The sequence below is a fragment of the Paenibacillus sp. P32E genome (genome assembly GCF_001909085.1).
In the GTDB taxonomy this organism is placed as follows: Bacteria; Bacillota; Bacilli; order Paenibacillales; family Paenibacillaceae; genus Paenibacillus_AQ; species Paenibacillus_AQ helianthi.
Map to the genome: position 1 here is coordinate 1 of NZ_LVYY01000003.1, position 16,207 is coordinate 16,207.

General features: G+C 46.8%; 12 protein-coding genes. All 12 read left to right on the plus strand.

From position 1 onward, the window contains the following. Window positions 1–441 precede the first annotated feature (441 nt). The 12 genes from A3848_RS04065 (at window position 442) to A3848_RS04120 (ending at window position 16,133) form a co-directional block, all read left to right on the plus strand. Window positions 442–885, plus strand: a complete 444-nt coding sequence (locus A3848_RS04065) for a hypothetical protein (RefSeq protein ID WP_074083688.1) — start codon at window positions 442–444, stop codon at window positions 883–885. A gap of 115 nt (window positions 886–1,000) precedes the next feature. Further along, window positions 1,001–1,843, plus strand: coding sequence for a major tail protein (locus A3848_RS04070; RefSeq protein WP_074083689.1), 843 nt, complete (start codon window positions 1,001–1,003; stop codon window positions 1,841–1,843). 86 nt (window positions 1,844–1,929) lie between these two features. Next, a complete protein-coding gene (locus tag A3848_RS04075; protein ID WP_074083690.1) occupies window positions 1,930–2,391 on the plus strand; it encodes a hypothetical protein in 462 nt (153 codons plus the stop codon). Window positions 2,392–2,558: 167 nt separating this feature from the next. Then, entirely contained in the window at window positions 2,559–2,729 is a 171-nt protein-coding gene (locus tag A3848_RS32115; protein WP_167374639.1) for a hypothetical protein, read from the plus strand. Window positions 2,730–2,795: 66 nt separating this feature from the next. Then, on the plus strand, window positions 2,796–7,061 hold the full coding sequence (locus A3848_RS04085; RefSeq protein ID WP_074083691.1) for a hypothetical protein: 4,266 nt from the start codon (window positions 2,796–2,798) through the stop codon (window positions 7,059–7,061). 11 nt (window positions 7,062–7,072) lie between these two features. After that, window positions 7,073–7,714: an S-layer homology domain-containing protein gene (locus A3848_RS04090; RefSeq protein ID WP_074083692.1), complete on the plus strand. Its 642-nt coding sequence runs from the start codon at window positions 7,073–7,075 to the stop codon at window positions 7,712–7,714. 51 nt (window positions 7,715–7,765) lie between these two features. Next, window positions 7,766–9,178 carry a hypothetical protein gene (locus tag A3848_RS04095; protein ID WP_074083693.1) on the plus strand — a complete coding sequence of 471 codons (1,413 nt, stop codon included), beginning with the start codon at window positions 7,766–7,768 and terminating at the stop codon, window positions 9,176–9,178. A gap of 15 nt (window positions 9,179–9,193) precedes the next feature. Further along, window positions 9,194–12,292, plus strand: a complete 3,099-nt coding sequence (locus A3848_RS04100) for a M23 family metallopeptidase (protein WP_074083694.1) — start codon at window positions 9,194–9,196, stop codon at window positions 12,290–12,292. Then, window positions 12,292–12,711: a hypothetical protein gene (locus A3848_RS04105; RefSeq protein WP_074083695.1), complete on the plus strand. Its 420-nt coding sequence runs from the start codon at window positions 12,292–12,294 to the stop codon at window positions 12,709–12,711. The genes A3848_RS04100 and A3848_RS04105 overlap by 1 nt, the downstream gene beginning before the upstream one ends. 16 nt (window positions 12,712–12,727) lie before the next feature. Next, on the plus strand, window positions 12,728–13,141 hold the full coding sequence (locus A3848_RS04110) for a hypothetical protein (protein WP_074083696.1): 414 nt from the start codon (window positions 12,728–12,730) through the stop codon (window positions 13,139–13,141). 15 nt (window positions 13,142–13,156) lie between these two features. Next, window positions 13,157–14,986: a hypothetical protein gene (locus tag A3848_RS04115; RefSeq protein WP_074083697.1), complete on the plus strand. Its 1,830-nt coding sequence runs from the start codon at window positions 13,157–13,159 to the stop codon at window positions 14,984–14,986. Window positions 14,987–15,053: 67 nt separating this feature from the next. Further along, window positions 15,054–16,133, plus strand: coding sequence for a hypothetical protein (locus A3848_RS04120; protein WP_074083698.1), 1,080 nt, complete (start codon window positions 15,054–15,056; stop codon window positions 16,131–16,133). The last annotated feature ends 74 nt before the right edge of the window (window positions 16,134–16,207 follow it).

Sequence of the window (16,207 nt, forward strand, 5' to 3'; positions counted from 1 at the left end):
TTTGAACGTCTGGATCAATGGACGCGAATGAGGGTGCGAGCCTTTATGCGCAAAAAGAGATCTACGGTGTCAAACCGGCTGATACCAAACAAAGTACTGGAATCAGCCGGAATGGTATTTCTAACAAGCTTACTCACCACACGTTCCTAATTCAGGAGTGAAATAAGCAATCCGGCGACGGATGAAGGAAACTCACTCCTGAAGATGGGGAACTGACGAAGGAAAGCCGTGTGCGGGAAATCCGCATGCACGGTTTGACGGGGAGTCCGAGGGAGTAATCCCTCGTCTTACCCTACTATCTCTGAAGAGGAGGAAAAGGGTTGAGCTTTTGCAGTGGACTGAGGAAAGGCTGATGACACCCATGATTTGTTCTGGCGAGGGCATACCTGTGTTTTGGCCTAAGCTATTTGAGCAGAGAAAATCCAAATTAGGGAGGTTACTATGGTCACTGGCCTTTATGCTGAGATTCACCGGATACTTCGTACAGATTCACAGCTTGTAGAGTTAATGAACCTTGATCCGGCAGATGTATTAAGGGTAGAGCAGCGGATTCAAAAGCGATCGCAGCCCCTAGATCTTATCAAAGGCAACCTGCCTTTAATTAGCTTTTATGCGAGCCGGAAGGGCAAAATTAGCCGAGAGAATGATCTGGTTTATCATTCGTTCATCAAATTCAATACTTACACTGCTAATAATGTGGATTTGGCTTTGAAGATCTCAAAACGGATTGTTGAATTATTTCGGAATGTCATAAGTCCGTTTAAAAATGTGGAGAACTTTGAAACAACGCTGTATAAGGAGCATGAAACGCCAATTCTTATGTCTGATGTATATTGTTTCACTACGGTACTTCACTTTTCTCTATCTTTGGACGGGGAATGTTAGGGATTATTGCAGCCCGCCTACTCTATGCAGGAAGAATAAATAAGAGCTTCGGGCTTGCTGATCAGCTCACAGATTAGACAAGCTTGATGTATCCATTAAAGGAGTGAATTTTCGAATGGCTAAAAAGATGATTATTAAGGGTGTTGGACAATTTCTTGCAAAGAAATATGCAGCCGATGGTAAAGGTGTTGAGGTGGTATCGCTGGGTACGCTTCAAAATCTGAAAATTGACCTTAACGTAGAGCTTGAAGATGTGTTCGGTTCTGATGGCCTATTCGCGATTGATAATCTTGTGAAGTCTAAATCGATTGAAATTACAGCTACAGACGCAAAATTCGACTTGGCTCAGCTATCCCTAATGATGGGATCTACAGTGAAAGAAGATGTAAATGGTTCTCTCTGGGTACTCAATGAACAGCATGAACTGATTAAAGGAGAGCTTGACCACAGTTCTGCTTCCGGACCGGATGTTGCTCTAGCAGAAGTCACATTCGGCAGCACCCTTTATGGCGATGGCAATTTCACTGTGAAGCTGAAGGATGCCAACTCACTCCTTGAGAAAGTGGCGTACAGCTCAACTGTTGCGCCAACAGACAAACAGTTCATGGTGACTTCCGATGCAGGAAAAACCTATGTGATTCTGAATATATCTCATACCAATAAGGATGTTGTACTGAGCTACCAGCGTACAGAGATCATTGATGTGGTAGATATTCTGGTTGACGAGGTTCCGTTCCCGGTTCATATCATTCATCATGGATCATTTTTGCAAAAAGATGGTACGTTTCAAGGCATTGAAACAGAGTTGTACCAATGCCGGGCAAAAGGTACGTTCTCTATCGATGCTGCCCGGGCTACTGCATCTACTTCTCAGATCACCCTGCAGGTGCTTGATCCGGAACGTGCGGACCGCAAGCTGGGAAGTATCAAACGTTATTCGGCAGCCTCGAACGTGTAACTTCTGAAGCTTGCTGCGGATGAACGAGGCCCGGGTCCCTACCCGGGCCTTTGTTTTTTTCAATAAAACACAAAAGGAGTGGGATTATGAGCAAGTCTGTCCAGGAACTACTGCATGCGAAAGAGATGAATGAGGCTGCACTAAGACGGATTCAAGCAGAGAGCACAGAAGAGGAATTACCAGAAGACAAGGAAGTTCGTTTATCAGAACGTGTGTGGTTTGAAGAGGATGAAGAGATTATGTTGCGTAATGGAGAACTGTACCGAATTCCACCAATGACTTTTGGGGATACGAGAGAGTTCATGCAGTACCTGAAAACGGTCAATGTAGGTGAAATCATTCTTAACTTTGCACCGGGCCAGGAAGCCAAGGAAAAAACACTTCATGATATTTTGGGGCTGGCTTTTCAAATCTATCCGGAAATTGCTTACCGCGATAAAGCGGGGAAACTGGTAGTGGATCATTCATTTATTGACCGTAATGTTGATCTTCGTACGGCTAAGCGTATTCTGGATGTCATGATGGATCTCAATGGACTAAAAAAGTAGAACGGGCTGAGGGAGAAGAGCCGACAGGGGTAGAAGTCCGCGACACAGAGACAGGAGGGCCTGTCACATGGAGCGAGGTTTTTTTCTATCTTCATAAGCATTGTAACCTCGATAAGTGGGCAATCAGGAGATACACTTACCCGCAGATTCAGGAACTCCTGAAGCAGGTGCACAAATATATTCGTTTTGAGGTAGAGGTTGTAACCGCGCCTCTTCGGGCAATGTTTGGGGGAGGCGGCGGAGAAGAGGAGCAACCCGAAGGTTATAACGATGAAGACTACCGTGAAATTGATGAAGACGGGGTTATGGCGCTGGCACGTATGTTTGGCGGAGGGTAAAAGTGAAGTCCTGCCTATTCTACTTAGGGTGGGCTTTTTTTTATTTGATAAGGGGAGGGATGAACTATGGCATCTGATCATAATCAGGAGCAAAGTAATTCGTTAGAAGCGGAAATTCTGCTCAAAATGGATTCTCTTGCAAGGCAAACTGCCTCATTTGCTGAGCAGGTGGATGCACTCATTGCTTCTTTGGGCGATATCTCGAAGGAAGCGGGAGCAGTAGATATCGTCGGCCGCAGACTGGAAGCAATAGTTGATAGGATAAAGGGGATGAGTAGTAGCATAGACAGTGTTGAGACTGCACCAGATGACTCCCCGGCTGTTTTTCTGGCCCGGAAGATGGAAGCTCTGCAACAAACCCTCACAGATAAGGTCAGAACGCTGCTGGATATTCAATTTACCGAGCTTGCCAAAGCATTGAACGAGCTGAAAGCTGTGCCGGTGAGCTTCGGTAACGATGCTGCTGGCATTCAGCTTGGCGGGTACCCTCAGTACGGGCGGGATTCCTTGGGACCACAGCGGAAACCTGAATATATGAGCGGTGAGCTGAACACTGCCGTGAAGATTCTGGCGGACCAAAGCCAAAAATTAATGTCCTCTGTTATGAATGCTATGCAAAATATCCTGGGGGATTCGTATGACAATGGTGCATCTCTGTTGCTCTCTATGGGGTATGAAGCCAATAAATCGTTTGAATATCAAATGGCACAGGCAGCTTCAAACTTTAAGATGAAGGATGGGGGGGGTCCAAATTCGCCAGAGAAGCCGGTTCAAAATATGGCACTTGCCTATGGACTGCCTGTGGAAGATGCCGCTGCGGCCTACCGGTATGCGTCTACGGCTGCAACCGATCCGCTTGAAGCACAGCAGATTGCAGCTCAGGCTGCCAAACTGAAAAATATTGGGGGCATGGATACCCAGCAGTCCGCAAGTGGTCTTGCTTCTATTGCTGCCAAGTGGGGACTTAACGCAGCAGGTGTTGAAGATGCCGCCAATATGATGGTTGCGGGTTCAAAATTAGCTTTTACCCAAATAAGTGATCTGCTCGAAATGCAAAAATCTGCAAATATCGCCCCTGCATTTATTGGATCTGATGAGGATAAGCGGCAGACGATGGCCCAATCTATTGCTGTGTCTTCCATGTACCCCTCAATCCTAAGCAGGACAGGAGATCCAGGGGAGGCGTTCTTTATGAATATGCTAGCCCCACTGGATAATCCTGCCTCCAAGAAATTTGAAGAGATGTCTCAGCGGACGGGGTTTAAGACTCTCGATCCCTGGAATGGAAGCCAAGATGTGAATGGGGAAAGGGGGAAGCCGCAAAAATCTGGAATGGACATGCTGTTTGCGATTACGGATGTCATGGATAGGCTCGATACGAATGACCAGGATTATGTTCAACAGACCTATGCCAGCAATTTAGGGAATGACTCCGGTGCAGTTACGGCCCTATTAGAGGACATGGCCCGGGTCAATACAGCCCCAAGTGTCCAGGCAGAGGGTGGTGCTGCAAAGTTTGCAGAGAAATTGCAGGACAAGCAATGGACTGCGGATCAATCCAATCAGATGCTTGCAGAGAGTATGCTGACCTATGAATTCCAGGAACAGAAGCTGAAGACGATGTGGGAGGTTTCGACACAAGGGATATTCGATCATCTGAAGGAAGAGTTCCAAACCGTAAGCTCGAGGGTTATTGCCTTTTTAGATGTGATCCGCAGCCATGTCGGACATTCTTCTGAGGAGAATATAAGTCTCGGGAAGGGTGGGCAGGGTTTAGCTGCTCAGCAGGCTCCGAAGGCAGATCTGCAAAATCACATTACGGCTGTACAAAAACGGCTCGATCTCGTAAACAGTAAGCGCAGCGTTCTGAGTGTCGGCCATTTGAATGACAAGCTTGGCACCCAGCGTGAGGAGTATGAACAGCTCAAACTGCAGCGTGCTGAGATCGAAAGCAGTGGTAAATATGGTTCTGAAGAGCATGTAGATGTTAACCGCCGGATGAACAAGAAGCAATGGGATGTCGATCAGACCCGGCGGAGTCTCGTGTGGGCTCAATCGGTTGATCCAAGGCTGGACTTAGAAGCACAGCATTTGGAACGCACACTGACAATGCTTATTCGCCAGATGAAAGAGATGGATCGTCAGGCCGACTTCGTAAACACCCGGATGGAACTGCTGGACACCGCCATGAGGGTTGACAGGCAGGATGGAGATTTGCTGGTTAACAGCATAGCAAGGATATCCGGGGGATTTATCAGCGGGACCATGAATGCCCGGAAATTTGAAGAAGAGCTGAGGCGGGTTAGTTCCAGTGCAGGCCATTCAGATCAACGTATCAAGCAATTCATTAATGACATGGTACAGCTTAATAAAGAGTTCCAAGATACAGGTGATATTCAAAATTATATAGACGCTTTAGCCCGGTTAGATCGTGTGGCTAGACTGCAAAATTCAGGGACTGCCCCTAAGCAGGCGACTGAAACTGAAAGCAAGCCAGCCTCCGAAGGCAAGGACAGGGATAAGGACAAGGACAAGGACAAGGACAAGGACAAGGACAAGGATGAGGATAAAAAATCCGCCTATGATGTAGCCAAGGAAGTCCAGGAATTTTTCAACGATGATTGGTATGAGGATAAGGATGAGGAAGATAACGGTGGCAGAAGAAGCGGCTCTGGCGGCTCGGATGAGGAAGATAGCGGTGGCAGAAGAAGCGGTTCTGGCAGCTCGGATGAGGATCATAGCGGTGGTAGACGAAGTGGCCCGAGTGGCTCAAATAGAGGTAGAAGGGGAAGCAGAAGAAGCGGCTCCGGCGGGGGCAGAAGGGGAATTGCAGGAAAGCTGGCAGGCTTGACCAGAGGAGCCGGGAAACTATTCTCTAAAGCCGGGAAATTTGGAAAGCTTGCTTCAACGGTGGGTAAGGGACTGAAGATCGGGCTAAAGAAGGTTCCATTGATTTCGGCAGTTGAAACCGCAATGGACTTTTATAGTGATGTTGTCGCTCCGCTCAGCATGACTAAAGAAGAAAGAGCAAAGCAAGATGCGAGCGGACGGGTTGATCTGCAGAAGAAGGCCCAGGCAATCGGCGACGGTAATTTTTTGACGAAAGCTTTTGGTATTGGTGAAATGATTCTGGATGGCGGTATTCGAGGTGGGATTAATCAAATTTTCGGTGGCACCGGGGTTAAATGGACGGAATATGCGGACGCTCTAAAAATTTCGTTTAGCGGGAAAAAAGGCAAAGATCTTACTAAAGCGCTGGAGCAAAAGTTTAAAGGGAATGCAGACTCTGAGAAAGTAACCAAAAAGGTTGAGGAAAAACCAAAGAAGTCGGATGATCCGCTTGATTCGAATGTAGATAGTAAGAAAGGCGATATAGATTATTCTGACCGGAATCAGGCTGTCCGATATGAGGACGCACAATCGATGATGTCCAGAACGATGAGTCTCCAGCAAAACGAAACCGCTAAAATTCAGGCAACCCATGATGAAAGCTATGCCAAGCTTGTCATGTCCGGCGTTCGCGAGGATTCCGCTGAGATGCGGGCCCTCTTCGAAACTTACTTTAAAAAGAATATTGAAATGCTGGACGGTATCCTAAATGGAACGAAAAATGCGGACGGGAAAATCATTGACGAGGGTCTAATCGCCAAACGCGACCGGCAGCCAGCGGGGTCAGATTCTTATAACGAAATAGACGCCCAGATTGCTAATATACAGGGACAAATCTCTTCACTGAAACTCCAGGACTATCAGATGAGCGCTGATAGTGAGTTCAATGACATCATGGGGCAGCTAAATCATGACTTGAAGATTTCAAATGCGGACTGGAGCATGAAGAGAAGTGATGCTATTCTTTCAGGCGCCAGAGAAGACTCAAATGGTGTCAAACAGATTCAGAACGCGATGTCTCAGGATATTAACTCGCGGATTGGTATCACACTAGGCGATTTGCATACCCTGCTTGATAAAAATAAGGATAACGAAACTCAGCGTAATAAAATACTGGAGCAAATTAAGGAGCTGGAGGTTCAGCAGAAGAATAATCTGGTAGACATTAAAAATAGCCTGCTGCAAGGGAAATCCACTTTCAATCTTCCGGATGGTGTACAGGCCATGAGTTATTACGAAATGAAGGTGAGTGAGGGGACAGCCAAGCAGGTATCCTTTGGTTCTGGAGATGTAAATGTCACCATTCAGGCGAATGTCAACGGCCAGCAGGATTGGACGGCTGTAGGCAATCAGGTGGCAGGCATCGTTAAGAATGCCAACGTCAATGTCTCTCGCGAGCTCTCTCAGCAGGTAAAGACAGGGATGCAATACAATCATAGATAGGGGGAGAGGCAATGCCTGCTCAGTATCCTTTTGGAACAGCAAATGATCGCTATAAGAAACGGTTATTTGTAGAATCAGGACTGAATTTCACAGAAGTAGACGCTAAGATCGTAGAACCCTATGCCCCGCCAAGTCCACAATTATCGCTTAAAGAGATCAAGATCATAAATGCTCCGAGCCATTTTCACCAGATGGGCATTTCTAGCTACAAGGTTCAACTGAGCCTGCTCTTCAAAGATAAAGAGGCTTACAATAATTATCTTACCTACTGCGGCTGGACCCACAAGTTTTATGATGAACGCGGAGTTCTGTATTTGGGATCGCTGGAAAGCATCAACCCCTCGCCAGTATGGCTTAATAATGGTTTGGACAGCAATCAAGACCGCAACAGGGGATATAAGTGCGTGATTGAGCTAGTGCTGATCAAGAAGGATGGCTATGACAAGAAGCACCGTTTTGAATATCAGGATACTGAGGGCCACTGGGCCGAAACGGATATAGAAGAAATGGCTGACGCGGGGCTGGTTACGGTGGTACAAGCAGACGGTACTCCGGTTCTCTACTTCAGGCCGAACGGCTATATTACCCGGGCAGAATTTGTTTCCTTTTTAAACCGGACCCGGCGGTTTGTCGAACGGATGTTGAGAGAGTAGCCTGCAGGCTATTCTCTTTTCCGTTCTATACTATAAATGAGGTGAGCTGAGATGACGACTTGGGTAGATGTTACCCCAAATGATTGGTTCTACAACGAGGTTATGGAAGCGTCCGGGATTGATCTGGAAGATGGGAATCCTATGATTTCCGGAATTGAGTATGGGATGTTTATGGCTGATGCCCCTTATTTGTACGAAGAACAGAGTGGTTCAGAGGGAAAAAAGCAATTTACGCTCTCGAAGAAAATCGTCCCCACTCCGGCAAATCCACTATTTGTATATGTAGATGGTGTGCAGACCGTATATAAGAAGGTAAGCAATCCTTCGGCAACATCGACTCTGATTGAATTCTATAGTGCCCCGCGCAAAGGGTCTATCGTGTCATTTGTCAGCCAGGGGAAAGTTCTTACAGACCGTTTTGGCCGTCCGCAGGACCCGACAAGCTGGTCAGGATTCGGGCATCCGAAGCATGTGCTGGATAATGGGGATGATTACGTCTGGGACCCGTTCAACAGAAGCTATCAGGAATATTGTTATGCGTTCGGCCGACCCTTGAAGCGAATTGTAATTGACGAAGAGCTGTGGGGAGTAAGTGTACCCAGCGCGCTTGTCGCTAAATATCTTGGGAACAAAACGGATTCCTATATGATATCCCCCGCCCCCAATGCCTGTATCTATCTCCCCTATAATCTGAATGGTGTGACCTGCAAATTTAACTATATTGTTTTTAAAGACGGGTACTACCAGCTGAAGGGCGGAGAGTTCAAGGCGACAGCCGGAATGACTTGGCGTAATGACCGTTTTTTCCCCAACGCATACATCACCCGGGGAGAGGCCTTCACCTTAATCGATAGAGTGCGCAAGACGCTGTATAGCCGATTTAGTGATATTGATGCCCCAACCGCCAAGCTGGATCAATATATGTATGCCGAGGAGGGGCAGCGGCGCTTCCGGTTGAATGGCACGTACCCGGCAGGTCAGGGTCTGCTGAAGGTCAAACGTAATGGTGTACTGCTCACTAAAGATGTGAACTATCAAGAGACGGACAACCATTCCATTACTTTTGTGAACCCGCAGCCAGCAGGCACTACTTTATATTTTTACTACGAAAAAAAGGTATCTACTAGATTTCTGGATGTGGGTACACTTACCGCACTATATAACAATGAAACTAAAGAGACGATCACCGTAGATGGACGGGTACCGGATGGGTCCTGGTGGGCGGAGCCGGTGCTTTCTATGGAAGGTGAAACCTTTCAGGATGGCCGGTATTTAATTGAAGGCTATGAGCTCTCCCGGTTTATGAATGGAAACCCTGTAGTGGATAACATGTACACACCGATGGATGCGGTTGCCGAAGGACAGAAGAAGCCTTATTTTCTGCCATCCACACTCTTAAACCGGGCCCAGGCTGTAACATTTCTTAACCGGTTCAGAAAATGGTGCATTGAACGTTTTAAATGAGTAAGGGGGATAAGGATGCAGTATGTGACCGAAGAAATGCAAAGGCTTCTGGCTGATCGTTTAAAGCTCGGAGAATATGCGAAACCCGTGTGCCGGGTTGAAGTAGACCGCATGGCCTTTATTCCTGGACGAACAGAAGAGATTTCCTTTGTGACCGGAGAGGCGTCAAAAGAAGTGAGTCTTCAGCAGACGTTCATTGAAGAGGGATCAGCGGGACAAACGCTGGTGAACTATCAGGCTATCGTGCCGCCAGTTCCAGCCCGGGGGTCTTTCTCCCCGGACGACATCACCAGTAAATTCGGCATGAGAAATGGGAAAATGCATACCGGTATTGATATAGGCGCATCCGTGGGAGAGACGGTTGTCGCAGTATGGTCTGGACGTGTGTCAGCAACGAGTCATAACAAACCCTATACCGGATATGGCTATTATATTGATGTGCAGCATGACAATGGCGTAATGACCCGGTACGCCCACCTTAGTCAGATCCTTGTCCAGGTAGGCAGCGTAGTCCAGCAGGGCGATACGCTTGGGCTTACCGGGAATACGGGACATGTGATGTCTGGAGGAAAGGATGTTCAGGGGAATTATGACGACCCCAGCTCTGACCGTTCGAAAGGCAAGGGGGCTCATCTCCATTTTGAAATCAGAGTAAATAATGATCCTAAGAATCCGCAGCCGTACCTGGAAGGCACCTCCAAAATGTTCACTTCTTCGACGAATACAGGTGGAGGTCTTACCAACGGAGCAACGATTAAAGGAACCGTAGGGGCGCAGGTGTTCAATCAGCAATTTAAGGATAAACAATGGATTAATGTCCCGGGGATCAAAAATATAAGCCCCGATGCGGTTAACCTAAGTTCTATACAGTATATGCAAAGGCCAAGTTATGACAGTTACTTGGTTTACGACTTTGTAGCCAAGAAGGTGAATGCACCGCGTTCATGCTCGTTCGACATCGAGTTTGAATCGGCGAAGGATTGCCTTCTAAAAGTCGGGTATTTCAGCAATGTGACGGAAGGTCTGGAGCTCAATATTTATTTCAATACACAGCTGCAGGTGAAGGTTAAGAGATTCGATGCCGGGAGTTCTATAGAATCTGTTGAAGATGTCCCCTTTCCTGCCGGAACATACACCATCAAGGTCGAGGTTCTATGGTATGGCGGGGTCAGCTGCAAGCTGGGCCTGAATGATATAAGGATTAATGAAGTGAATGGCGGGGTGAACACGGATAAGCTGTCCGCTGCGGATCCTGCGCAGAAAAACGGATACTATGAGACCGCTGAAATCGAGTCTATTGTATTCAATGAAGTGAAGAAAGAGAACTCCTTGCAGGTGGGCCAGTTCGTGTATATGGATACGCTGGTTCTGGACAATATTATTTCGGTTGATATAGATGATCAGCTTGAGATGGAGTCGCATGAAGCCCGAATTGTCATTTCGAACCCCGATGGATACTATTCCCCCGACTATAACCCTTTCTATTTCCCTGAAATGTATCAGGAGTCCCCTTGGAGCTACTATATTAATGGTTATCATGTAGGCGTTCTTTCCGAGAATACGCCAGTGCGTATTTATTACGGGTATGGTCAGAATTTTATTCGTGTCTTTACAGGGCTTATTGACAAAGTGGATGGCGTGGCAGAAGACCATCAACTGACCATTACATGCAGGGATATGTATAAAAAAGTACTGAATCATGTGCTGCTGGAGGATAAAGCCTATCCCAAGGTGAGTGTGCTGGACACTAAAAGAACGGAAACGAAAGTAACGGACGCAGGCAGTGTGACCGACGGATACAGTGGTTCCCGCTTTGAAGAAATTGTAGCGAGGGCTAAGTACAATGCCAAACACCCCAACTTCAAGGGAACTGCTGTAGATTACCTCTTCTTGCTGGCTATTGCAAAGCATGAAACGAATATGGGTACGACAGGAGCGGGCCGGGAGTCCAGTGGAGGCTATATCCTGGGATATGGTGTGCCCAGTGGCTCAGCCAAACAACCGGAATATGCGGGGATTAACAAGCAACTGTATTTTGGAGCCAAACGCTACGTAGAGGCGTTAAAAAGCCGGAGCTGGCGGATCAACTCGCTCGAAGACGTGAAATACTTCTGGCGGGGAGGAGACAAGGGAAGTTATCAATGGTCTAAAGACACGAACTGGCCAAATCCGGTATGGAATATCTATCAGAGTTATGTGGCGGACCCTTCACCCTTTGCGGATATACCGGCATATCCGCAGACTACGTCTTCCACAACTGCAGCAACAGGTACGGGACCAGATGATCTAAAGGCCGCATGGCTGAAATCCGCAGTCGTGACAGATCTGATTGTTTCTGCTGGAATGACCGGCTGGCGTCAAGCTCCAAACGATATCCACTATCCTGACTATGTGATTGAGGAATCGTATTTCATCAGTACTAGCCAAGCTTCTGGTAAAGTTATTCGTGCTGTCCCGAATAAGGAAGGCGAGTTTGAAGAGGTGGACATTAATGCTGTCTTGACACCGAATGGCTGGCTTAACCCTTATATAGAGGAGTATGGCAAGGAGTTCGAGGCCTTCGAGACTAAAGCTGGGGATGCCATTTCGGAAATTACCAAGGATACCAACTACCGTTCTTACTGTGACCGTTACGGGACATATCGCCTGGAAATGATTAATATGAATAATCCCATCGTCGGACAGTTCACAGAATATGACAACCTGGTTTCCTTGGAGAAGTCTACCGACTGGAGCCGGGGCCGCAGCCATCTTGCTGTGTTTGATGATGAAGGGAAATATATGCACTTTGTAGACACGGAGATCCTGCTGGAACTCAAGGGCGAGGTCCGGACTGCGGTCCTTAATGTTCCGTATGCCAAAAGTGAGGCGGAGAAGCGTAAGATTGCCGAAAGATTTTTCTTTGACAATAAGTGTATATGTCGTACCCTCCAAATCTCTGTTCCGGGAAATCCTGCGCTGGAAGTAATGGATAGAGTATACATCTCCGACTGCAATACAACGACAAGAAGTGTCTACACTATTAAAGGGATCAGATCATCGTTCTCCGTCGAGAATGGTTATCTGCAAATCATTGACCTAACCTGGTCGAGCGGAGAGGGGGCTATTCTCTAATGGCCGGTGTAGCCAATGACTATTTAATTTACCCCATTATGGATCTGATCAAGGCGGAGACAAAGAAGGCTGCTACGAATACAACGGCTGCCGATCCATTTGCAGGCACTCCTTCTGTCCTGCTGCTCAGAGAACATCCTCTTGATGCAGAGAAGGTTACCGGGGCGCACATGCTCTATGAATCAGGGTATGTTACTGATATTTATATGACGTTTGGGTGCGGTGATGATATGGCCGGGGTTCCTGTTAACGTAGACTCGGAGCATGCAGACTGGGAATACTACACGGTCTGGCGGCTGGGAGCAGTGAACGTGGTCCGCAAGAATCCGGCGGGGGCAACGCTAGAGAATTTAATTATCGGTCTAAACTATGATGAGGAAAGCGGACACTTAAAAGGGACAACCTTAACGCGTATATAGGAGGGGGTGAAGCAGAATGTCTTTTCAAATCACACACCCGGCAGGAGGCACGATTGATAAAGTCCGCGAGCTGCCTTATCCGCACTTTAGTAAATTCACCCGGCCCTTTGTACGCGGGAGAATGATTGATGTGACGGGTGTGGCGAAGATCTATGAGGATACGTACAGTCTTCCTTATGCAACAGAGTTTCTGTCCGTGGCCTTTGCGGCTAGCGAATATTGCATCGGAGATTTCTGGGAGCTAACTGTCAACGGAGATAAGATATGCGAGACAGTTTACACCAAGGAGCTGCCGGAAAGTGTATCCATGGGCAACTCCTTCGGAATCGTCTATCCACTCCCGGACAACGCCGAGATCAAGTTCGAGTACCACAATCTCAGCGGCTCCGCGAAGCAAGTATGGTACAACGTGAAGTTTTTGCGTAAATAAGGAGGGGTGTGTAAGATGCCAAGTAATACAGTTGCTTGGGTTGAGGGCAGCGCAAATGCAGACAAGATTGTCTTTGAGCTTTCAAATCAAATTGTAAATGCTAAACTGCCGGATGACGAGGAAAATGGTTGGACTGAATCCTATAGATCTGTACAAGACAAATGGGTAACTTATACACCTGTAAGCACACCGTCTACGGCGGGAATGTATACGCACATGGATGGAAAAAAGTATCCGGTGTATAAATTGAGTGACTTGACGGGAGCAAAGAATCCGGCTACGGAAGCCTCGCTTGTAGATTCCGACGGATACGTAAAAGAGGTCAACACGTTTAACTTTAGCAATACTCCAACAGGCAGGAAATTGCTTGTGACTAAGGTTGCGTATACGGACCCTGATACAAACTTGCCTGTAGTGCGGCCTGTCGCTGATTTACTTGTAGTTAACGTAGATGATGCGACTAGAGCATCTAAAAAAGCCTGTTACATTGTAAAACAGGGATATAGTAAGGGTTCTAATTTTACCGACCATGCCCGGTGGCAGGACTTTAAGATCGTAGCTCCGATGCCCTCGGATTATGATTCCTTTTTGGCAAATGGTCAGCTTAATATCTATCTGTATATCAATAAAGATTATGGTGCTGTAGCCCCAAATCTCGCCTTACCATACAATTTCAACCAACTCACATACAAGGCTGACTTAACACATTATTCAGATACGACAGTGGTGCTAAAGTCGGTCAAAAAGCCTCCAGAGGGACAGTCGGCAAAAGACTTCTATGTGATGCTGAAAATGCCTGCGCAGCAATTCAACTATTTTGATGTGTACTACGGTGGGAATTTTAAAGTAGTCGAAGCTGCGGGGAGTTCGCTCAGCACATATAATATGGCTTGTGATATAGCCACAGTAAAGATAAACCAAGTACCTACAGTTAAGAGTCAGGTAGAAGCTCACTTAGCTTATCTGAAGTGGAATGACCCTGATACATCCGAGGGTAAATATACCCCTGCGTATATAGAGTGGCTGTACGACTACGACGGAACAACCCAAGTTACCAGTCCACCGGCGCACTTTTTCTTTGGGGCAAATAGTACCGTAAGCTGGCTTGCCAACAAGAAGCGACGCCCGGACTATGGAGTGAACTATTGGCTGTCTGTCAATAACAACCGGGTGGCGCTGGTCCTCGAAGGAGATCCGGCTCCCGATATTGAAGGCTATTACCGCAGCTTTGGATACATCGGACGGATTATTCCGTTCAATGATACAGACTATGCCGGTAACTTCGGGGTGACTGTAGGCATGGGTGACATGACTGTGGAAAAGTCCGGCTTTACCATTGCTGATATTCGTGTAGACCAGAACCCTGCCTATGCCGGATTTGGGCGAAATACCTCGAACGGAATGTATTCCTTCTCTATGTTCAGAACGGCTTCAAATGTTATGTACCAATCTTACTACCCCGCATTTATCACACAGCTTCCCTCCTATAGTGGAGTTGGTAGTATCCCTTCCGATCTGTCTAAACTAATCCTTGATAAGACTAAAAACTTCTTCCAGGCATCGGTTTGGACCAAGCGTTACCATGCCAGTCCTGTCTACCTGGTACATCAGTACGAAGGTTATCGCGGTTACATGGATGGTGTTGTAGCCATCAATGATTTTAACTTAATTAACAAGGATGAGCTGATTGTAGACACTGAAGAGTGGAAAGACCCGGCGGACCATTCCAAAGGAACCTGGACAGAAGTCTATAAGTTCTTCAGTGTGAATTCCCCCGTTAATTTTTTGAAATTCTCTGCTAACCCTGATGAATGTTCTATTGCGATTCTGAAAGAAGTAAAGTAACAAACTGCTAAACAACACCCTTTCTTCTCCCCGCTTTACATTTCCCATTCTAAGGAGGACTCCCCGCATGGCAAATTTTAAGTACGCTGAAACGATTACCACTTCCCGTGAATTACTGGATACGATCAAATCACAGGTGATTGGAGCATCATACCCCTTCAATGCAACGGCAGGAGAAACTGCTGTTACTAACACATGGGCCCTCGAATCAGAAGTTGTAGACGTAGCAACCGGTAAGATTAAAGAGTTAGTTCTAAAGGGAACGAGCAAGATCAATGCGCTGACCCGTGAGTTCTATGTTAAATTCACTAACAGTGGATTCGGAGCTTCTGCAAAGCATAGCTCAATGGTTGTACAGGTTCTTTTTAATAAAACAGGTTCCGGCGGTTCAGCTACCTTCGGAGAGGCAGGACAGCCTGTCAATATTGAATGGGCAAAGCAGGATGCAAGCCCTGCGACGGACCGTACCCATGATAAACCGGTGTATCTATATATGAACGTGATGAATAATCGGCTGGCGATGGTCATCGTTGGTGATCCGGCGGTAAACTTTGATGATTATCGGAAGTCTTTCGTTTATATTGGAGCGCTGAAGCCGTTTAAATATAACGAGGATGATGTGGATGGCAATATCATGGTAACCGGTGGATCAGTAACCAACGAACCAAGTACCGTTCCGGGGGCACCTTATAATTTTGGCGCATATACCAGCTATGGAAACAATACCCTTCAAATGTTTAAGACGAGATCAGGAATCAAATTCCAGCAGCACTTTGCGTCTTTTATTACTCAAGCACCGGGACCAGGAAAAGCATTTGTTGATACTCAAGTAGGCGACACAGGCCTGAAACTAGAGCCGCAGGGTTTCAACGCCTCTTCTTGGACTAAGAAATATCATCTTTCTCCGATTTACATTGTTCACCCGTTTGACGGGTACCGCGGCAGCCTGGACTACTGTATTGCTGTTTCGAAGAATAATATTCTTCATCTGGATGAACTGATTGTGGATATCCCTGAAAATACAGAAGGAAAGGCCTGGAAGCAGGAGGTCTATCGTTACTTCGATCACAACACCGAAAACCATTTTATGAAAAAATCAGCGAATGTTCAGATGGGGATCGCTTTTCTGAAGGAAGTTCGTTATTAAAAGATTACCCAATCAAATCGTATAAGTGCTTAAAGGGAAATTTCAGATAGCCCTCTGGATTTCCCTTTTTTCTT